The organism is Phyllobacterium sp. K27, from assembly GCF_054796155.1.
On the sequence record NZ_CM139240.1, the window covers coordinates 3,063,909 to 3,083,323 of the forward strand.

Annotated in this window: 18 protein-coding genes; 4 read left to right on the top strand and 14 right to left on the bottom strand. The window is 53.6% G+C overall.

Annotation, left to right across the window (positions count from 1 at the left end):
* Window positions 1–79 precede the first annotated feature (79 nt).
* Window positions 80–1,183, bottom strand: coding sequence for a 3,4-dihydroxy-2-butanone-4-phosphate synthase (ribB, locus tag ACYJL1_RS15185; protein ID WP_460896159.1), 1,104 nt, complete (start codon window positions 1,181–1,183; stop codon window positions 80–82).
* Between the two features lie 15 nt (window positions 1,184–1,198).
* Window positions 1,199–2,293, bottom strand: coding sequence for a chorismate synthase (aroC, locus tag ACYJL1_RS15190; RefSeq protein WP_460896160.1), 1,095 nt, complete (start codon window positions 2,291–2,293; stop codon window positions 1,199–1,201).
* 165 nt (window positions 2,294–2,458) lie between these two features.
* Here aroC and ACYJL1_RS15195 point away from each other — a divergent pair, with 165 nt between their 5' ends.
* Window positions 2,459–2,713 (top strand): DUF1344 domain-containing protein, encoded by a 255-nt coding sequence (locus tag ACYJL1_RS15195; RefSeq protein WP_460896161.1) that lies wholly within the window; start codon window positions 2,459–2,461, stop codon window positions 2,711–2,713.
* Window positions 2,714–2,722: 9 nt separating this feature from the next.
* Here the strand turns inward: ACYJL1_RS15195 and ACYJL1_RS15200 are convergent, their stop codons facing one another.
* From ACYJL1_RS15200 to ACYJL1_RS15215, 4 genes are all read right to left on the bottom strand, one after another.
* Window positions 2,723–3,313, bottom strand: a complete 591-nt coding sequence (locus ACYJL1_RS15200) for a histidine phosphatase family protein (RefSeq protein WP_460898061.1) — start codon at window positions 3,311–3,313, stop codon at window positions 2,723–2,725.
* A 13-nt stretch (window positions 3,314–3,326) separates the two neighbouring features.
* On the bottom strand, window positions 3,327–4,145 hold the full coding sequence (fabI, locus tag ACYJL1_RS15205; RefSeq protein WP_008125268.1) for an enoyl-ACP reductase FabI: 819 nt from the start codon (window positions 4,143–4,145) through the stop codon (window positions 3,327–3,329).
* Between the two features lie 90 nt (window positions 4,146–4,235).
* Complete coding sequence (locus ACYJL1_RS15210) at window positions 4,236–5,144, bottom strand: DnaJ C-terminal domain-containing protein (protein WP_460896162.1); 909 nt, start codon at window positions 5,142–5,144, stop codon at window positions 4,236–4,238.
* A 126-nt stretch (window positions 5,145–5,270) separates the two neighbouring features.
* Entirely contained in the window at window positions 5,271–5,738 is a 468-nt protein-coding gene (locus ACYJL1_RS15215; RefSeq protein WP_460896163.1) for an RT0821/Lpp0805 family surface protein, read from the bottom strand.
* Between the two features lie 50 nt (window positions 5,739–5,788).
* On the opposite strand from ACYJL1_RS15215, the gene pdxH reads away from it, so the two are divergent.
* The gene (gene pdxH / locus ACYJL1_RS15220; RefSeq protein WP_460896164.1) at window positions 5,789–6,400 is read left to right on the top strand and encodes a pyridoxamine 5'-phosphate oxidase; all 612 of its coding nucleotides are present in this window, start codon (window positions 5,789–5,791) and stop codon (window positions 6,398–6,400) included.
* A 5-nt stretch (window positions 6,401–6,405) separates the two neighbouring features.
* Here pdxH and ACYJL1_RS15225 read toward each other — a convergent pair whose 3' ends face one another.
* Together ACYJL1_RS15225 and ACYJL1_RS15230 are read right to left on the bottom strand one after the other, a co-directional pair.
* Window positions 6,406–7,158, bottom strand: coding sequence for a crotonase/enoyl-CoA hydratase family protein (locus tag ACYJL1_RS15225; RefSeq protein ID WP_460896165.1), 753 nt, complete (start codon window positions 7,156–7,158; stop codon window positions 6,406–6,408).
* Window positions 7,159–7,168: 10 nt separating this feature from the next.
* Entirely contained in the window at window positions 7,169–8,944 is a 1,776-nt protein-coding gene (locus ACYJL1_RS15230) for an acyl-CoA dehydrogenase family protein (protein ID WP_460896166.1), read from the bottom strand.
* A 188-nt stretch (window positions 8,945–9,132) separates the two neighbouring features.
* Between ACYJL1_RS15230 and ACYJL1_RS15235 the strand changes: the two genes are divergently transcribed.
* Complete coding sequence (locus tag ACYJL1_RS15235; RefSeq protein ID WP_460896167.1) at window positions 9,133–10,326, top strand: glycoside hydrolase family 25 protein; 1,194 nt, start codon at window positions 9,133–9,135, stop codon at window positions 10,324–10,326.
* A 5-nt stretch (window positions 10,327–10,331) separates the two neighbouring features.
* Here the strand turns inward: ACYJL1_RS15235 and purD are convergent, their stop codons facing one another.
* Window positions 10,332–11,609 carry a phosphoribosylamine--glycine ligase gene (purD, locus tag ACYJL1_RS15240; RefSeq protein ID WP_460896168.1) on the bottom strand — a complete coding sequence of 426 codons (1,278 nt, stop codon included), beginning with the start codon at window positions 11,607–11,609 and terminating at the stop codon, window positions 10,332–10,334.
* A 139-nt stretch (window positions 11,610–11,748) separates the two neighbouring features.
* Between purD and ubiA the strand changes: the two genes are divergently transcribed.
* Window positions 11,749–12,744, top strand: a complete 996-nt coding sequence (ubiA, locus tag ACYJL1_RS15245) for a 4-hydroxybenzoate octaprenyltransferase (protein WP_460896169.1) — start codon at window positions 11,749–11,751, stop codon at window positions 12,742–12,744.
* A 12-nt stretch (window positions 12,745–12,756) separates the two neighbouring features.
* Here the strand turns inward: ubiA and ACYJL1_RS15250 are convergent, their stop codons facing one another.
* The 5 genes from ACYJL1_RS15250 to ACYJL1_RS15270 form a co-directional block, all read right to left on the bottom strand.
* Window positions 12,757–13,329 (bottom strand): DUF6101 family protein, encoded by a 573-nt coding sequence (locus tag ACYJL1_RS15250; protein ID WP_460896170.1) that lies wholly within the window; start codon window positions 13,327–13,329, stop codon window positions 12,757–12,759.
* Between the two features lie 224 nt (window positions 13,330–13,553).
* Complete coding sequence (locus ACYJL1_RS15255; protein WP_460896171.1) at window positions 13,554–14,969, bottom strand: FAD-binding oxidoreductase; 1,416 nt, start codon at window positions 14,967–14,969, stop codon at window positions 13,554–13,556.
* Window positions 14,966–15,958, bottom strand: a complete 993-nt coding sequence (locus ACYJL1_RS15260; RefSeq protein WP_460896172.1) for an L-threonylcarbamoyladenylate synthase — start codon at window positions 15,956–15,958, stop codon at window positions 14,966–14,968. Before ACYJL1_RS15260 ends, ACYJL1_RS15255 begins: the two co-directional genes overlap by 4 nt.
* Window positions 15,959–16,137: 179 nt before the next feature.
* Window positions 16,138–18,432, bottom strand: a complete 2,295-nt coding sequence (glyS, locus tag ACYJL1_RS15265) for a glycine--tRNA ligase subunit beta (RefSeq protein WP_460896173.1) — start codon at window positions 18,430–18,432, stop codon at window positions 16,138–16,140.
* Entirely contained in the window at window positions 18,432–19,367 is a 936-nt protein-coding gene (locus ACYJL1_RS15270) for a glycine--tRNA ligase subunit alpha (protein WP_460898062.1), read from the bottom strand. The genes glyS and ACYJL1_RS15270 overlap by 1 nt, the downstream gene beginning before the upstream one ends.
* Window positions 19,368–19,415: the final 48 nt, after the last annotated feature.

Consider the following 19,415-nt stretch of genomic DNA (forward strand, 5'->3'; position numbering starts at 1 on the left):
GTTTCACAGCGAGATTATAGCAAAGCCGGCGACTATTCCTTGCAAATATGCCGCCGGCTTCGCAATTGTAGAAAAGCAATCAGATGATATCGGTTTTGGTAATCTGAATACCAAAGCCCTCAAGACCCACGTAGTGACGCTCGCGTGATGACAAAAGCCGGATCGATGTAATGCCCAAATCCTTCAATATCTGGGCGCCCAAACCGATCTGTCGCCACTCTTCGTCCCGTACACGGGCTTCCGCGTGCGCTTCGCGCTCTTGCAGCAAAGCCCTGTTTCGGTCGTCATCCCGGCCAACGCCTACCGAGCCTTCGCGCAGATAAACGATAACGCCCCGTTTTTCTTCGGCGATACGTTTCATAATGCTATCAAGCGTGTTGCGCGTGCCAAAAACGTCGCTGAGCACATCTTCACGTTGCAGGCGCACTGGCACATCTTCGCCATCCCGAATATCACCATAGACTATCGCAACGTGGTGCATCGGCTCCCAAGGCAGCGCATAGGTGATCGCTTTTGCCGTTCCCGCACAGGTATCGATCTCATATTCACCGATGCGCTCGATCAATGTTTCCTTGCGCTGGCGATAGGCGATAAGATCCGCCACCGTTACTTGCTGCAAGTTATGAGTTTCGGCAAAGCTTGAAACCTGCGGGCCACGCATGACAGTTCCATCATCATTCACGAGTTCGCAAATAACACCAACGGGCGGCAGATTAGCCAGCTTGCACAAATCAACGGCTGCTTCCGTATGTCCCGAGCGCATAAGAACGCCACCTTCGCGTGCAACCAACGGAAAGATATGGCCGGGACGCACGAAATCGACTGCACCGGCATTGGGGTTTGCCAGGTTTCTCGCTGTCAGCGTGCGGTCTTCGGCTGAAATGCCGGTCGTGGTGCCGTGCTTGTAATCAACAGTCACAGTGAACGCTGTCGAATGCGGCGCGTCATTATCGGCAACCATTGGTGCGAGATTAAGCCGTTTTGCATGCTCGCGCGTCATCGGCGTGCATACGATTCCAGATGTATGTCGCACAATGAACGCCATTTTTTCAGGCGTACAGTGGACCGCTGCGACGATCAGATCGCCTTCGTTTTCACGCCCATCATCATCCATGACGACAACAATTTCGCCACGTTCGAAGGCGCGAAGCGCATCAACGACCCGTTTCTGATTATAGGCCATGGATATTCCCTTTGATTAAATACGGCCGGTCTGGCCGCGATGCCTGAGATAGTGATCAGCGATAGCACAGGCAACCATTGCCTCGCCAATGGGAACGGCTCGAATGCCAACGCAAGGATCATGCCTGCCCTTGGTCATGATATCCACCTGTTTGCCATCAGCATCAATGCTTTGACGAGGTGTGAGAATCGATGAGGTAGGTTTGACCGCAAAGCGCGCCACAATGGGCGCGCCGCTGGAAATGCCGCCCAAAATGCCGCCCGCATGATTTGAGAGGAAAACCGGCTTTCCATCATTGCCCATACGCATTTCATCGGCGTTTTCTTCGCCGGTCAGCGTCGCCGCGTGGAAACCATCCCCTATCTCGACACCTTTGACGGCATTGATCGACATGAGATAGCTGGCAATGTCCTGATCGAGCTTGGCATAAACGGGAGCACCAAGACCGGCGGGTACATTTTCGGCAATCACTTCAATAACGGCACCGATCGATGATCCAGCTTTGCGAATTCCGTCCAGATAAGTGGCAAATGTATCCACTGCACCGGCATCGGGTGTGAAAAAAGGATTATTATCAATCTCAGCCCAGTCCCAACGGCTGTGATCTATTGAATGCACGCCCATCTTGACCAGCGCGCCACGAACGATCAATCCGGGCACAACTTTGCGTGCTATCGCTCCGGCAGCAACGCGAGCGGCCGTTTCGCGCGCGGAAGAACGTCCGCCGCCGCGATAGTCACGAATGCCATATTTCACATCATAGGTATAATCGGCATGGCCGGGGCGATACTGGCGCGCAATATCGCCATAATCCTTCGAACGCTGATCGGTATTTTCGATCATCATCGAAATGGGCGTTCCGGTCGAAATCATCGTGACGCCGTCATCTTGCAGCATCACGCCGGAAAGCACCCGCACCTGATCAGGTTCGCGGCGCTGCGTTGTATATTTTGATTGACCGGGCTTGCGCTTATCCAGATAGGACTGAATTTCAGCTTCGGTAAACGAGATACCGGGAGGGCATCCATCCACGACACAGCCAAGCGCAATGCCATGGCTTTCGCCCCAAGTGGTAACACGGAAAAGATGACCGAACGTATTATGCGACATGAACCCACCTGTCATTTTATCAGGGGGTTTTATGAGCGTTTACACCCGTGGTCAAACCTGTCTCTCAAATTCCTTCATTCATCACGAAAAAAGCAATTGTTTTGCCACAAATGAACAGTCTACTTGGCCTATTGACCGTTGGTATTGATTTAAAGGAAATCTCAGATGCGCTTCTTCGTTGCAGCATTCATGTTTGTCGCTTCCCTGTTTCCAGTTGGCGCGCTGGCCGATGATGCGCAAGGCACAATTACCAAAATCGATGAAGACAATTCCACGATCACACTGGACGACGGCAAGGTCTATAAACTGCCGGGCGAATTCGATCTGAGCGTTATTGAGCAAGGCATGAAAGTAACCTTGATGTTCGACGTGGTGAACAAGGAACGCTTCATTACCGACATCGAAGAAGCAACCGAATAGAACAGTCGCTTACATCCAGGTCAGCTTACCTTGTTCAAGCCGGAGAATATGATCCTGCGTGATGGCAAGATTTGCCGCGTCATGACCGCCGAGACCCTCGACCATCTGGAATATCGTCCGCAGGCAACCACCATGCGTAACACACACTGTTGGCCCTTTTACTTCGGATAGCCAACTGGCCACTCGCTTGCCAAGGATCGCGTAACTTTCAGCGGTGGTTCCCGGTGGAACGAAGTTCCATTTATCGCGGGCCCTCGCCTCCACAAGTTCGGGCGTCTTGGCCGCTATGTCTTCAATCATGAAGCCTTGCCAGTCTCCGAAGCTCACTTCCATGAGCCGGGGATCGGTGCGGTAGGCATGCGGATCGACACCCATCCGCGTCCGTATCCGCTCCATCGTTTCGCGCGTGCGCCGCAAAGGGCTGGCGACAAAATCAAAGCCCTCACCATTTCCGATGAGGGATTTCATCAAATCGCCGTTACGATCGGCCTGAGCCCGACCACGCACATTGATATCGATGTCTTCTTGGCCCTGAATGCGTTCAGACACATTCCAGTCCGTCTCGCCGTGACGCGAGAAATAGATAATCGTGTCAGGCAAATGCACTTTAGAATTAATCCTTGACGACTGATATGTCCGGCGCATCGACGGCCTTCATGCCGACGACATGATACCCGCTATCAGCATGATGTATCTCGCCCGTGACAGAGCGCGACAAATCCGAAAGGAAATACAAGCCTGCATCACCTACTTCTTCAATCGTAACGGTACGGCGCAATGGCGCATTATACTCGTTCCATTTGAGAATGTAGCGGAAGTCGCCAATACCGGAAGCGGCAAGCGTTTTGATCGGACCAGCGGATATGGCATTGACGCGAATATTATCCGGGCCAAGATCAACAGCCAGATATTTCACGCTTGCTTCAAGGGCAGCCTTCGCAACGCCCATGACGTTGTAATTCGGCATAACTTTCTCAGCGCCGTAGTAGGTCAGCGTAAGAATTGATCCGCCATCGGTCATCAGCTTTTCAGCCCGCTTGGCGACTGCTGTCAGCGAATAGACCGAGATCAGCATGGTCTTGGTGAAATTTGCTTCAGATGTATCAACATAACGGCCGGTCAACTCGTCCTTATCGGAGAAACCAATCGCGTGAACAAGAAAGTCAATCTTGCCCCAATGTTTTTCAAGAGCTTCGAAACAAGCGTCAATTGTTGATGCATCTGAAACATCGCAATGGCCGCACAAGAAAGCATCCAGCTCCTGTGCGAGCGGTTCGACGCGTTTTTTCAACGCATCGCCCTGATAGGTGAACGCAAGCTCAGCGCCGGCATCATGTGCTGCCTTGGCGATGCCCCAGGCGATCGACCGATTATTGGCGACACCCATTATCAGGCCGCGTTTACCCTGCATCAAACCAGTTTTGGCGGTCATATACCAACCCTTCATGAGACTTATGATTGTGTGCGGTATCGCACAGCCCGCGCCGGGCTTCAAGCGCACTGTCGTCGTGGATTTGGTTTTTCAAACCTCGGATTGACGTAAAAATGCCTCCAATGCCGAATCACCGTCCTCCGGCAGCATGATCCGGACATGCGCAAAAAGATCGCCATGGCCGTCAGGCTTCTTGGGCAAACCCTTGCCTTTCAACCTTAAAACGCGGTCAGAACTGGTCCATGGCGCGATTTTCATCGCTACGCGACCACTCAAGGTCTCAACTTCCTGGCGCGAGCCAAGGGCAGCGTCCCGCAAGCTTACAGGCAATTCCACGTGAAGGTCGCGGCCTTCGATGCGAAATTTCGCGTGCGGTTTGAAGCGGACTGTGACCAAAGCGTCACCCGATATACCGCCCGGAACAGCTTCTCCCTGTCCTTTAAGGCGAATCGTTTGTCCATTTTCCACCTGTGTTGGCAGTTTGATCGCCAGCCGCTTGCCATTGGGGAACACCGCCTCGACCTTTTCGGCACCGGCGGCCTGCTCCAAGGTAATGTCAATCGTCGCCTGCAGGTCCGCACCTTTGCGAGGACCTGCGCGACGCGCGCCACCCATGCCAGCCGTCTCCCCAAACAGGCTGCTTAGAATGTCTTCGGCCCCAAAGCCGGCAGTTCCGCTGCGAAACTCGAAATTGCCGGGGCGTTGCCGACCGCCAAAGCCTGCAAACGGGTCTCCACCTCCGCCTGAGAAGCCTTCAAAGCCCTGCGGAGCGCGTTGCTTGCCTTCACTATCGATTTCACCACGATCAAACTGGCCGCGACGTTCCTTGTCACCGACAATTTCATAGGCCTGATTAATCTCGGAGAATTTGGCTTGTGCTTTGGGATCATCCTGATTTTGGTCAGGATGGTATTTCTTGGCGAGCTTGCGGAACGCCGATTTTATTTCGTCTGGTTTTGCCGTTTTGGCAACGCCCAGCACGGTATATGGATCGCGCATGTGAGTGCCTTTCCTCGCAACATGCGAACAGGTTGTCAGATTGCTTTTTGCCTATATGGGCTTAAATAGGAAGAAATTCCAGATTTTTAAATTCAAAAATGAACATCAACGTTCGAATTGCCCACGTTACATAGGAGCAAAGGACTTCAACGCCCACTGCCCATCATTTTGCATGCAGGTCTCACCCTTATAAAGCATGACGCCATCAAACGATTCGCGCGATGTCTGGAATTCGCGGCAAAGGCCGGTCTCATTCTTTTTCTCAGCAATGGCAGTGATAGTGCCCTGACTGCCTGTTTCCGGGTTTGACCATGGCAAGGGCTTGCTGCCCCATTGGGTGAAATTGAGCGCCGAAACAATATTGCGTATCGTTGTCTGATCGGAAGAGCTCTTTGGATCCACCTGCTGTGCAGAGGCAACAGAACCCGTTATGGTTGCCTTGTCGGGCACAGCTTTCTCGATACTGAAATCTTTCATGGCGCAGCCAGACAGCGCACAAACGAAAACAGCGGCAGCGAACCCGCTCAGGGCACCGAAACCGTGCTGTTTTTTTGCAACGAACTTGCTATCGGATGATAGAAACGCCAAACACATACCTCTCTTTAACAAGGTCAATCCGAAATGACTATGGGACTATGGATTAAATGAAGTTAACAACCGATGACTTCACTGAAAAGTCCGAACCATTCGCACTCTTCGATGAATGGCTTGGCGATGCGATAAAAACCGAACCCAATGACCCCAATGCCGTGGCGCTTGCAACTGTCGATAAGGATGGATTGCCTGATGTCCGCATGGTTCTTCTCAAGGGTTTCGACAACCAAGGCTTCGTTTTTTACACAAACTTCGAAAGCCAAAAAGGTGTCGAAATCCTTGGCTCCATGAAGGCAGCCATGTGTTTTCACTGGAAAACCTTGCGCCGGCAGGTTCGGGTTCGCGGGCCGGTGGAAATCGTCACCGCCGAAGAGGCTGACGCCTATTATGCGACGCGCCCGCGCGGCAGCCGCATCGGTGCATGGGCTTCAAAACAGTCCCGCCCGCTTGAAAGCCGGTTTGCGCTGGAAAAGGCTGTCGCCGAATATACGGCCCGCTATGCGATAGGAGAGATTCCCCGCCCAAAACACTGGTCTGGCTTTCGTATTCGCCCTACGTCGATCGAGTTCTGGCACGACAGGCCATTCCGGCTGCACGACCGGGTAGTATTCAGTCGTGAGACACCGGACAGCGATTGGGGAAAAGAGAGGCTTTATCCCTAAGTTTCTCAGGGCTTTTTGCGCGAGAAGAAATTGACCATGGCATTGCGGGCCTCTTCAGCCTGCAATCGCTCGCTGAAATGCTTTGCTTCGAGCTTCATGCGTTCCACCACCGCTTCTCTTGGCATGCGCAGCAAATCGCGGGTTATCCGCATTGCTTCCGGCGGCTTGGCAGCGATATCGGTTGCGGCTTTCAAAACAGTCGCTTCCAGATCGGCAGCCTCAACTATCTTGTAAATCAGCCCCGCATCCTTTGCTTCGGCTGCACTCCACCCATCGCCATTGGCAAGAAAAGCAAATGCCCGCTGCGATCCCATTAATACCGGGCCAAGCAGGCTTGATGCTGCTTCCGGAACAAGCCCAAGATCGACGAAAGGTGTTTTGAAAAGCGATTGCGGTGTTGCGAATGTTAAATCGCAATGAAAGTGGATCGTTGACCCGATGCCAATCGCCAGTCCATCGACGCCAGCCAGTAGCGGCTTTGTCGCATTGGCCAAAGCAATGAGAAAATCAAACACCTCGGTGCCCATCTGCCCGGACATGGCAAAAGCCATAAAGTCTTGGAGATCATTGCCCGCAGAAAATGCGCCGGGTGTACCCAGAAACACATTTGCTCTGATATCCGCGTTGTTATCGCTCTCGACCATGGCATTTGTCATGGCAGCATACATGGCACGCGTGAGCGCGTTTTTCTTTTCCGGACGGTTGAGCCGGACGATCTGGACAGCACCTTGCCGTTCGACCTGAATATGTTCTGACATGAAGCTTTCCTTATAGGCTGAGAGCGGAGCGAGCGCCGAGCAGGCTGGCTGCGCCATTGAGGACACGATCTTTCAAAGCTGCCGTTTCATTGAGAAGGTTTTCTGCAAAATATCTTGCCAGTACCTTGTGGCGATTATCGCTATCAGCCAATGCGCCTTTCGCCAGATAGGAGGCTCCTGCGGCCAAACCGAACAGCCGCAAATAGGGCGTTGCACCTGCAAGCGCTTCGCTGACCTTTCCATTCGCCAAGGCTTCCTGCAACCATGCGCCAGTGGCTTCTAAATCGTTCAATGCAGATTGCAGCCGGTTCGCCGTTTCTCCAAAAACAGGATTGTTAGAAACCGCAACGGCATCGGCAATCGTGCGAAGCTCGTCTATATAGCCCTTGATATGTTGGCCGCCGCCAAGCGCGAGCTTGCGCTGCACAAGATCAATGGCTTGAATTCCGTTTGTGCCTTCGTATATGGGCGCAATCCGCGCATCACGCAAAAACTGGGCCGCGCCAGTTTCTTCGATAAAGCCCATACCGCCATGCACCTGAATGCCGATTGAGGCGACATCCACGCCAATATCCGTCGAGAAGGCCTTGGCTACAGGTGTCAGCAGATTAGCCCGGTCAGCCCAATAGCGAGCCTCATCTCCGCTTCCTGTTTTTGCCATGTCCAGGGCAAAAGCACAGGCATAGGAAATAGAGCGGGCAGCTCCAGTTAAAGCTTTCATTGTCAAAAGATTGCGCTGCACGTCCGGATGCTCAATGATCGGGCTCATGCCTTCACCTGTCCAGCCGGGTGCACGCATCTGGCGGCGATCCTCAGCATAGGTCAGCGCCTTCTGATAGGCAGCTTCGGCAACGGCTACGCCCTGAATGCCTACCGCAAGACGGGCATTATTCATCATGGTGAACATGCAGGCCAGACCGCGATTTTCCTCGCCGATGAGCCAGCCGATTGCGCCAGGCTTACTGCCCTTTGCAAAGCCATCGCCATAAATCATCGTGCATGTGGGCGAGCCATGTATGCCCATCTTATGCTCAATGCTGCTGCAAAACACATCATTGCGCGCTCCAAGCGATCCGTCCTCATTAACCAGATATTTGGGCACCAAAAACAGTGAAATGCCTTTGGTTCCGGCGGGGGCATCAGGCAAACGCGCCAAGACCAGATGGACAATATTATCGGTAAGGTCGTGCTCGCCATAGGTAATGAAAATCTTGCTGCCAAAGATTCGATAGGTACCGTTATCCGCCCGTTCGGCCCGTGTGCGCAACGCCCCAACATCTGATCCCGCCTGCGGTTCGGTCAGATTCATCGTGCCCATCCACTCGCCGGACACAAGCTTTGGAAGATAGGTGTGCTGCAATTCTTCCGTGGCATGCGCCTCAAGGGCTTCAATTGCCCCGAGCGTTAGCGTTGGTCCGATGCCGAAGGCCATTGACCCCGAATTCCACATTTCGAACGTCGCAATGGCCAACATCATCGGCAAGGCTTGACCGCCGAACTCTTCTTTGCCGGTCAGGGCGTTCCATCCACCGGAAACCCACTCCTGATAAACATCTTTCCAGCCTGGAGGCATGGTGATCGCAGCGTCGTTGAGCGGGGTGCCGTGCTTGTCACCGAGTTCAAGCAAAGGAGCAACGCGGGAATTGGCAAATTTCCCAGCCTCCTCCAGAATAGCATCCACAAGATCAGCAGAGAGATCGCCGAAGCGGCCCTGCTCCATTGCCGCGGCCAAACCTGCGACGTTTTTCAAAGTGTGGGCTATTTCCTCGACAGGCGCGCGGTACATATTACGGTCTCCTCATCCGGTGATGCGGGAAGACATTGCAACTCCCAAGTATGGAAAGGCAAGGGTATTTTTACGTAAACGTAAGAATTTCACAACGTGCGAACGTATTTTCATGGTTAACATCATGTTAACTTAATGAAGACACCATCTGGCTGGCATCTTGAAACATCCTGTTACGAGGCAGCATATTGACGATCTGGCGATCCACATTTGCTTTTGCAGCAGCCCTTTTGGGAGTGTGCTTCAGCAGCAGTGCGAATGCCGTCTCGGAATTCACCACGCCATGGTCAAACAAGGCCCGTGCAATTGTGCTTGATGGCTACGAACAAAACTCATTTAATCTTGCAGAAATCGTCAAAGACCCACGTATAGCTGCTTTCATCCATAAAGGTTCCGACGGCCTGCCCGCCAACTACCACTGCAAGCGGATCAACGATGAAATGCAACGGGAATTGTGCAGGCGCATATGGCGCAATTACGCAGTTTCGCGCGAACTCTATCAAACACGTCGCGCGCTTGCCAAAGCTCTAGGACTGAAATGGGGTGCGTACCATCTTGGTCGCCCGGGTAATCCGATAGAGCAGGCCAACCATTTTATCGATTACGCCGAGCCAAGTGATGACGAACTGATAGCCATTGATATTGAGGACAATGATCCCGAGCGCTTCATGTCATTGCGGGACGCCCAGATATTTGCCGAGCATATCAAACTGCGGACAGGCCGCTATCCGGTGCTTTACACCAATGGTACAACGGCGAAATATATTGCAGACAGGCGACTAGAGTTTCCAACCCTGTCTCGCCTGCAATTATGGTATGCGCGATATGAATCCGACATTGCTCCACATTTTCCCAAAGGCAACTGGCAAGACTACGCGCTCTGGCAATTTGCCTCCCAAAGCAATTGCACCAAGCAACGCTGTCCTTACCGGCCGGCGGGTACCAATCGCGACATCGATGTAAACGTGGCTGATATGACCGTTGCGCAGCTGAAAAACGCATGGCCTCTGGGAGAACTGGTTCGCGCTCTTCCGCCGGACAATCTGCCAATGCCGGGCAATCGCCCCTACCCACAGGATGATATACTTATGGCTGGCGCCGAGCCGCCGCTGGTCGATTACCGTGCGCTTTGGAAGCTGACGCAATCCGCCATTGCAACGGACGATTTTATCGCCGGTATCAATGAGCTACTTGCCCCTGCCCCTCCAAATGCGAATGTCGATGAAACCCTGACAGCTTCCATTACCAAACCGCAAAAAAATATGCATCAGGACGAAGTGCTCAGGATCGGCTTGATCACACAAAGTTTAAAACAGTCTGCACATCGGGATACCTGGTTAGCACTCGCCTCCCCGGCCAGATATTGTGTGACCGCTCGATAGAACGACTAGCCACGTTCCCGTTCAATTGCCCGCCAGCCAATATCGTGACGATAGAATCCCTCCGGCCAATCAATTTTTGAAACGGCATTATAAGCAGCTTCTTGAGCCAATCGCACAGTTTTGCCGCTTGCTGTCACATTCAATACGCGCCCACCATTGGCGACGAGATCACCGTCTTTCAAAGCGGTACCTGCGTGGAAAATCTCTACCGAATCATCCTTGGCCGCGGCATCCACGCCTTTGATGACGCTGCCCTTCTGCGGAGAAGTCGGGTAACCCTTCGCAGCCATAACGACTGTCAAGGCAGGGTCATCATTCCAGCGCACTGACATTTGATCCAATGCACCATCGGCAGCGGCTTTCAGCAGCAAAAGCAGATCATCTTTCAGACGCAGCATCAGAACCTGCGTTTCCGGATCGCCGAAACGCGTATTATATTCGATCAGTTTAGGCCCATCCTTGGTAATCATCAGACCGGCAAAGAGTATGCCGCTGAACGGCGCGCCGATTTCAGCCATGCCGCGCATCGTCGGCTCGATCAGCTCGCGCATGGTGCGGTCAATGATTTCCTGGCTCATTACCGGTGCAGGCGAATAGGCCCCCATGCCACCGGTATTGACCCCGGTGTCACCATCACCAACGCGCTTGTGGTCTTGTGCTGTCCCAAAGGGAAGTGCGATTTTTCCATCACACAGGCAAAAGAAGCTGGCTTCTTCGCCATCAAGGTACTCTTCGACGACAACTTCGGCACCGGCACCACCAAAGGCACCTTCAAAGCACGCATCCACTGCATCCAAAGCCTCTTGCAGTTCAAAAGCAACGACAACGCCTTTGCCCGCAGCAAGTCCATCGGCTTTGACCACGATTGGCACGCCCTGCTGCCTGACATATGCCTTGGCGGCATCAGCTTGGGTAAATCTCTGATAAGCGCCAGTGGGAATATCGAAACGCGCGCATAGATCCTTGGTAAAACCCTTCGACCCCTCAAGCCGCGCCGCCGCTTTCGACGGGCCGAATACGGAAAATCCTTCAGCACGCAGATCGTCTGCAATGCCTGCCACCAAAGGCGCTTCCGGACCAACAACCACGAAATCGATTGAATTGTCTTTGCAAAATGCAAGAACCTGCACATGGTCGGAGGGATCGAGTGCCACGCATTCGGCCACCTGGGCGATACCGGGATTACCCGGAGCACAATAGAGTTTTGTCAGGGCGGGTGAAGCCGCCATTTTCCATGCCAATGCATGCTCGCGGCCGCCGGAACCTATCAGCAAGACGTTCATCGCAATTCCGCTCCTAGAAAGATTTATTGCCGTGTCGGTATGGCTTTGAAGCGCAGGGGTCAAGCGCGCAATAAGAATTTTGCCCTGAAAATGCTCAACAGGTGCTTGACTGCGCGGGCAACCGCTGCAAGGTCAAACCATGATTACGGAAAAAGATGATATTCAGTCCCGGCAGAGCCGTGGCCGCGTGTTCGATGCACCCTCAGGCCATTGGGTCTATCGCACCTTGCCAAACTGGCTCTGGCCCTATGCACAGCTCGCGCGCTGGGACAGGCCGATTGGATGGTGGCTTCTCCTGTGGCCGTGCTGGTGGGCGACGGCACTTGCCGCAACGGCAGGTGCAAAGGTTGGCGAGCCGCTGTGGTCCGTTCTTCCCTCGCCCTATCATCTGATACTTTTCCTCATTGGGGCAATCGCCATGCGTGGGGCTGGCTGCACCTATAACGACCTTGCGGATGAGGATATTGACAATAAGGTGGCGCGGACACGCTCGCGGCCGCTGCCTTCCGGTCAGGTGACCAGGAAACAGGCCAAATTATTTCTGGTGCTACAGGCGCTGGTTGGTCTTGCTGTCGTGGTTCAGTTGAACTTTTTCACCATTATCCTTGCAATCGCATCATTGCTGATTGTTGCGATTTATCCATTCATGAAACGCATAACCAACTGGCCGCAATTTGTGCTTGGGCTGGCATTTTCATGGGGTGCGCTGGTTGGCTGGTCAGCACATTTCGGCTCATTGGATTGGCCAGCCATTCTGCTTTATGCAGGCTCAATCCTTTGGGTCATCGGCTATGACACAATATATGCCCATCAGGACAAGGAAGACGATGCGCTGGTCGGCGTGCGTTCTACGGCGCGGCTGTTCGGCAGCCGCACCCGCGAAGCGCTGATGGTCCTTTACGGCGGCGCATTGGCGCTTTTTCTTGGTGCCTTTGCCATGGCCGAGGTTCCTATGCCTGCCGTGGCCGGCCTATTGGCAGCCGGCGCACATATGTATCGGCAGATCATGACACTCGATATCGACAATCCGGATGAATGCCTGCGGCTCTTCAAATCGAACACGGTCGTCGGCTGGGTGATCTTTCTTGGTCTTGTTGCCGGTGGGCTGTGGACCGTCGTCAAACCGATGTTCTGAGATATGCCAGGGCTATCTTGAGCCCTGTGCGATAATCTCTTCACCGCTGATAACCAGTCGCAGGCCAAGATCGCCCATTTTGCGACGGGCAAGAAAGCGCGGACGGCGACGGCGAGGCTCACGGCCTTGACGGCGAGGCGTTGGGGCCGAAACGGCAACTGGACCAATGCTGTTGTCGAGCTGACGGGCAACACCATCTTCTTCCACCATCATCATTGGCAGTTTGAACATTGATGACCATGCACGCCAATCGGCGGCTACATCGTTGAGGTCGTGGGCGACGAGCAATGGAACGGAAAGTTGCGGGTCCGTATGCATGAGTTCAAGCGTTACAGTGATATCACCAAGCTCATCTTCCGTTGCCCGGGCCGTAACGCCGCGGAAGGCGCAAGGTGGAAGGGCAAGCGAAACCGGCAGATTGCTGGCCGGAAGAATGCGCTTCACCACTGCACCTCGTTCGTGCAGGGTAAAGGTGATGTCGCCGCGATCATCGCGTGTCGCATAGGTTACTGTCTGTGGCAGGTGGAATGGGTCAAGCCGGAATTCCCGACCTGCCCAAACCGGCTTTACTCCGGCTTTGTTCATTTGACGCCTTCTGTCGATCCTGAGAGCCGGTTTTCCGGTCTTCTCTGATTTGTATTTCCCTGTAAGGACGGACCATTTTCTGGTCTCGTTAGGGACACAGTAGCGTCAACTTTCCCAATAGCGCTTAACGAACTGGGTTAACTCTTTCTGATTAGATGGAATGGTTATCGAAACCCAACCTGCCCCAAGACTCTGGTAAGGAGCATGAACAAATTCTTGCGATGTCAGATAAGTTTGCCGGGGTTCATAATGCCTGCGGGATCGAATGATTTCTTGATGCGGCGCATCAGATCAAGCGCAACAGGTGACTTGGTTTCGGACAGTTCCTGCCGCTTCAGCACACCAATACCATGCTCCGCCGAGATCGACCCGTTATAGGCGCGGACAATATCGTGAACATGCTTCGTTACCTCAGCCCAGCGATCAAGAAACGCCTGTTTATCCACACCGACAGGCTGCGAGATATTATAGTGAAGATTGCCATCGCCCATATGGCCGAATGAAACAATGCGCGCACCGGGAATAAGATCAAGAACGGCCTGATCCGCCTCTTTGATAAAATCTGGAATTCTTGCGACAGGGACGGAAATGTCATGTTTGATCGATCCGCCTTCGGGTTTTTGCGCATGAGACATAGCCTCGCGCATATGCCAGAATGATTTCTCCTGCGCGGTGCTTTCAGCAATGGTAGCGTCGTCTACCAGACCGGCTTCGAAGGCCTCCGTCAGGATCGACTCGATGGTTTCTCGTGCGTCCTCTGCTGAACGCGATGACGAAATATCGAGGAGAACATACCAATTATGAGGCTCCTGCAGCGGATCACGCACGCCTTCCGTATGAGCAACCGAGAACTCAACGCCAATACGTGGCATCAGCTCAAAGCCCGTCAATGATGACCCCGCATGGCTCTGCGCCATGTTCAGCAATTGCAAGGCATTATCAGGGCTGGAAAGTCCAACATAGGCAACGCCTTTGCCTTTCGGCTGTGGAACCAGCTTCATAACTGCAGCAGTGATAACGCCCAGCGTACCCTCTGCCCCAATAAAGAGGTCCTTCAGATCGTACCCGGTATTGTCCTTCTTGACGGTGCGCAAATCATTCAGGATTTCCCCTGTTGGCAAAACGACTTCTACACCAAGACACAGCTCCCGCGTATTGCCATAGGCCAGTACCGCGGTTCCCCCGGCATTGGATGAAAGATTTCCTCCCACCTGACACGAGCCTTCGGAGCCAAGGGATAGCGGAAACAGCTTTCCCGCCTGGGCAGCCGCTTCCTGCAATTTTTGCAGCACGACACCGGCTTCAACAATGGCCAGATTGCCAGCGGGATCGACGCTGCGGATTTTGTTCAGCCGCGAAAGCGACAGGACGACTTGGGCTCCGCTACCATCTGGAATCTGACCGCCAACAAGTCCGGTATTGCCACCTTGCGGCACGATGGCAGTTCCAGTTTCAGTTGCAAGTTTGAGAATTGCCGAAACTTCATCGACATTTGAGGGACGCAACACCAGTGGTGTTTTGCCGCCGAATTTATCCCGCGGCTCAATCAGATAGGGCTCAATATCGCTCTCATCACGCAAAGCATAAGCCTCACCCACGATTGTCACAAAACGTTCGATCAAACCCTGCGTCAGTGTCATTTTATCTGTTCCATTTCGGCTACCGACAAGGCGCGTGGCGCTGCGGCGCGGATAAGACGGTCATTGATTGCCTCGCCGAGGCCGTTAAAGGGTATTGGTTCGACGGCAATCATGGTGCTGCCAACGGCGTCGAGGCGTTTCATGAAATCAAAGAGGTTGGTAGCTGCCTCGTGAAGACTGCCCGTTTCGCTCAAATTAAGAATCGCTTTGGCATGCGAGGCTCCCGTTGCGCGCTGCGGACCAAATGCAAGCAGAGCTTCACCCGCCGCTACTTCAAGAGCGTTCAACCGCACACCTGCTGCCGGTGCATAGTGAGAAACCATCATTCCCGGCGCCTGAATGGCAGCACGCTGATCGATCCGGTCAAGCTTCCGGCTGATCACAGCTTCGATCTCTTCAGCGGCAAGACCGCCGGGACGCAACATCAGGATCGCATCGCCCTCAACTTTCACAATCGTGGATTCAAGCCCGACTTCTGATGGACCAGCGTCCAGGATCATGGCTATCTTTGATCCAATATCTTCCTCGACAGCGAGAGCGCTGGTTCCGCTGATCTTGCCCGATGTATTGGCACTTGGCGCCGCCAGTGGCCGGCCAAGCGCGGCGATGATTTTTCCAGCAACGCCACGTGGCATGCGCAACGCAATGGTATCAAGCCCTGCTGCCACCAAGGGGTGGATGCCCGCCTCTGGCTTCAATGGCAGAACAAGGGTAAGCGGCCCCGGCCAGAAAGCATCAATCAATTGACGCGAAACCGGATCAATCTCGGCATAACGTTCCGCCATGGCAATATCGGAGACATGGCAAATGAGCGGATTGAAATGCGGGCGGCCTTTGGCCTCAAAAATACCAGCGACGGCGCTTCCGTTCGTTGCATCAGCTGCAAGGCCGTAGACGGTCTCTGTCGGAATAGCCACCAGCTTACCCTGAGCCAGCGTATCGGCGGCATCAAGGATCGCCTGATCATCTATTCCCAAAACTACAGCCAAAATAACCTCCAATGGTCGCCATTGCCTACACGAATGAAGTGGCGCGCCGCAAGTATTGGCTGATGAACAGACCGAATGAGGTTATGCGCAGAGACGCAACTGTTCCCGCCAGACCAAATCTGATTTGGCAGGGCGCATGAGCAAATGAAAACAGGCGAAAAAATCCGCCTATCTTCTTGTCATCCAACAATCTTCGAGAAGTCGGCAACAGTGTTTGTCGCCGTGCGAATGCGCGAAAGCAGCGCCAGACGATTGGCGCGGATATCGGCATTGCCGTCATTAACCAGCACTTTTTCAAAGAATGAATCAACTGGTTCACGCAATGCACTCAATGCGATCATGGCACCGGAAAAGTCTTCATTTTGAATCGCTTGAGCCGCTTGGTTCTCAGCTTGATTCACCGCAGAGTAAAGGTTCTTTTCCGCATCGTCGTTGAAAAGTACCGGGTTTACCACGTCTGAAATGGCTGTGCCCTTTTTCTCCTCGGCACTCAAAATATTGGCCGCCCGTTTGGTTCCGGCAACAAGGTTTTTGCCGTCTTCCGTGTTGAGAAAGACAACCAGTGCTTCAACCCGGCGTGCGATCAATAGCAGATTGTCCGACTCGGGCTTCAACACGGCGTCTATCAAATCATGACGCGCACCAAGATCGCGCAGATGCACTTTCAGGCGGTCATGGAAGAAAGCCAGCAGGTCGAGAAGAATAGGCCGTGACCGCTCTGACACCTCATCACGTATACGTTTTTCAAAGCCGGATATCGCGTTGATGACATCCTCCTCGCCATCCACATCACCCGAATTCTGGGCTGCCTGCGCTTCCTCGAAATGCTCGATCCTCTGCTCGATTTTCTCTTCGCGCAATTGAGAAAAGGCGTCTTGGAAAATGGGCAGAAGCTCGACTTTCCAATCGCTTGAAAGCAGAAGCCTGATCACACCCAGAGCTGCGCGACGCAATGCGAACGGATCTTTCGAACCTGTTGGCTTTTCATCGATAGCCCAGAAACCGACCAGCGTGTCCAATTTGTCGGCCAGTGCAACAGCAACCGAAACCAGATCACTTGGTACAAAATCAGACGGTCCTTGCGGCTTGTAATGCTCCTCAATGGCGGCAGCCACTGATGGGTGCTCATTCTGCAAGAGTGCATATTTCCGGCCCATGCCGCCTTGCAACTCAGGAAACTCGCCAACGATTTCTGTCGTAAGGTCGGCCTTAGCCAGAACGGATGCACGGCTTGCCAATACCGGGTCAGCGCCGATCCGGGTTGCGAGCAAGCGCGCGAGGTTTTTGATCCGCGTTACGCGCTCGCCTTGCGTGCCAAGTTTTGCGTGGAAAGTAACGTTCAGCGCATCCAAACGCGCCATGCGCTGATCAAGCGGCTTGGACAGATCAAGATCAAACTTGGTAGCAGCGGACGCCAGCGTGTGCATGTCCGGCAGATCATGCTGATCCGTATTCCAGAAATATAGAGCATCCGAGAGGCGGGCGCGCACCACCTTGCCATTCCCATGGGCGATCTCGCGACCACCATCCGTCGCTTCAATATTGGAAACGAGGATGAACTTATTGGAAAGCTTATCGGCTTCACCCTGTTTGCGGGTGACAAAGCATTTCTGATTGGTTTTGATGGTGAGGCGAATAACTTCCGGCGGAATTGCAAGGAACTCTTCTTCGAATTCACCCATCAGCACCACGGGCCATTCAACGAGACCAGACACTTCTTCAAGTAGCGCCTCGTCTTCAACAAGCTCAAGCCCTGATGCAAAAGCAATATTCTGGGCGTCGGAGAGAATGATCTCCTTGCGGCGATCCGCATCAAGAACCACCTTGGCTTTCTCCAGTTTCGCGACGTAATCGTCAAAACGGCGAACGGTAATCGGCTTGCCATCACTCAGGAAGCGATGACCATAGGTTACATTCCCGGCTCGCAGACCATCAATCTCAAAATCGACCACAACCGGTTCTTCGGTTTCTGGCCCGAATGTGCAGACAATAGACTGTAGTGGGCGCACCCAGCGCAAACTGCCAGACTTTGCAGATGCCGCGCCCCAACGCATGGATTTAGGCCATGGGAATTCGCGGATGATCTTTGGCATCAGTTCCGCAATAATCTCTTCGGCACCGCGGCCCGGCTTGGTCAGATGGGCAACGTAGAAATCACCCTTCTTCGGATCCGTATGAACATGCGCCTCGGAAATATCATTCAATCCGGCGGAACGCAGAAAGCCAGCAATAGCCTGCTCAGGCGCATTGACGCTTGGGCCTTTGCGATCTTCATGCACATCCTTGGAACGCGCCGTCAGGCCGCGTATGTCGAGCGTAAGACGGCGCGGCGTCCAATAGTCACCCGCGGCTTCATAGGTCAGTCCGGCTTCAACCAAAGCATCGGTAACCAGCTTTTTCAAATCACCGGCAGCTTTGCGCTGCATACGTGCCGGAATTTCTTCCGAGCGAAGTTCGAGCAATAGATCAGGCATTATACGGACTCACTCTTGAAATTGATGCCACCCGCTTCCGTGAGAAGGAAGGCTTCGCCGCACTGCCGGGCAAGATTGCGCACACGCAATATATAGCTCTGGCGTTCCGTGACCGAGATCACACCGCGGGCATCAAGAAGATTGAATGCGTGCGAGGCCTTGATACACTGGTCATAGGCTGGCAGGACCATTTTATGCTGAGGGCTGTTATCGCCTTCCTTTGGAGCACCAGCGCGCAGCAGCGCTTCACATTCCGCTTCCGCATCCTCGAAGTGTCTTAGCAATGTGCTGGTATTTGCATGTTCGAAATTGTGCCGGGAATATTCCTGTTCTGCTTGCAGGAATACGTCGCCATAGGTGACCTTTTCATCGCCCTCAAGGCCGTTGAAATTGAGGTCGTAAACATTGTCGACGCCCTGGACATACATGGCGAGGCGCTCCAGACCATAGGTCAATTCACCCGAGACTGGTGAGCATTCGATGCCGCATACCTGCTGGAAATAGGTAAACTGCGAAACTTCCATACCGTCACACCAGCACTCCCAGCCTAGCCCCCATGCACCAAGTGTCGGACTTTCCCAGTCGTCCTCGACAAAGCGGATATCATGCATCAATGAGTCAAGGCCGATGGCCCGCAGCGAGCCGAGGTAAAGCTCCTGAAGATCCGGTGGCGATGGCTTCATGATCACCTGATACTGATAATAGTGCTGCATCCGGTTCGGGTTTTCGCCGTAACGTCCGTCTTTCGGGCGGCGTGAAGGCTGCACATAGGCGGCTTTCCACGGCTTCGGCCCAAGCGAACGCAAGGTCGTTGCGGGGTGGAACGTACCCGCACCAACTTCCATGTCATAGGGCTGCAGGATCACACAGCCGTGCTGCGCCCAATAATTGTGAAGTGTCAGGATCAAGCCCTGAAACGAGCGGGTCGGGTGCATATGATCTGGCAAGGGAGAAGTCACCGTGCGGCCTTTTCATTACTGGAA

What these genes read in the sequence shown, in the direction of transcription:
- ACYJL1_RS15195 (WP_460896161.1), top strand. Translation starts at nt 2,459, where the DNA reads ATGCGCTTCTTCGTTGCAGCATTCATGTTTGTCGCTTCCCTGTTTCCA.
- glyS (WP_460896173.1), bottom strand. Translation starts at nt 18,432, where the DNA reads ATGCCTGATCTATTGCTCGAACTTCGCTCGGAAGAAATTCCGGCACGT.
- aroC (WP_460896160.1), bottom strand. Translation starts at nt 2,293, where the DNA reads ATGTCGCATAATACGTTCGGTCATCTTTTCCGTGTTACCACTTGGGGC.
- ACYJL1_RS15215 (WP_460896163.1), bottom strand. Translation starts at nt 5,738, where the DNA reads ATGTGTTTGGCGTTTCTATCATCCGATAGCAAGTTCGTTGCAAAAAAA.
- pdxH (WP_460896164.1), top strand. Translation starts at nt 5,789, where the DNA reads ATGAAGTTAACAACCGATGACTTCACTGAAAAGTCCGAACCATTCGCA.
- purD (WP_460896168.1), bottom strand. Translation starts at nt 11,609, where the DNA reads ATGAACGTCTTGCTGATAGGTTCCGGCGGCCGCGAGCATGCATTGGCA.
- ACYJL1_RS15255 (WP_460896171.1), bottom strand. Translation starts at nt 14,969, where the DNA reads ATGACACTGACGCAGGGTTTGATCGAACGTTTTGTGACAATCGTGGGT.
- ACYJL1_RS15230 (WP_460896166.1), bottom strand. Translation starts at nt 8,944, where the DNA reads ATGTACCGCGCGCCTGTCGAGGAAATAGCCCACACTTTGAAAAACGTC.
- ACYJL1_RS15270 (WP_460898062.1), bottom strand. Translation starts at nt 19,367, where the DNA reads ATGCACCCGACCCGCTCGTTTCAGGGCTTGATCCTGACACTTCACAAT.
- ribB (WP_460896159.1), bottom strand. Translation starts at nt 1,183, where the DNA reads ATGGCCTATAATCAGAAACGGGTCGTTGATGCGCTTCGCGCCTTCGAA.
- ACYJL1_RS15225 (WP_460896165.1), bottom strand. Translation starts at nt 7,158, where the DNA reads ATGTCAGAACATATTCAGGTCGAACGGCAAGGTGCTGTCCAGATCGTC.
- ubiA (WP_460896169.1), top strand. Translation starts at nt 11,749, where the DNA reads ATGATTACGGAAAAAGATGATATTCAGTCCCGGCAGAGCCGTGGCCGC.
- ACYJL1_RS15210 (WP_460896162.1), bottom strand. Translation starts at nt 5,144, where the DNA reads ATGCGCGATCCATATACCGTGCTGGGCGTTGCCAAAACGGCAAAACCA.
- fabI (WP_008125268.1), bottom strand. Translation starts at nt 4,145, where the DNA reads ATGACCGCCAAAACTGGTTTGATGCAGGGTAAACGCGGCCTGATAATG.
- ACYJL1_RS15250 (WP_460896170.1), bottom strand. Translation starts at nt 13,329, where the DNA reads ATGAACAAAGCCGGAGTAAAGCCGGTTTGGGCAGGTCGGGAATTCCGG.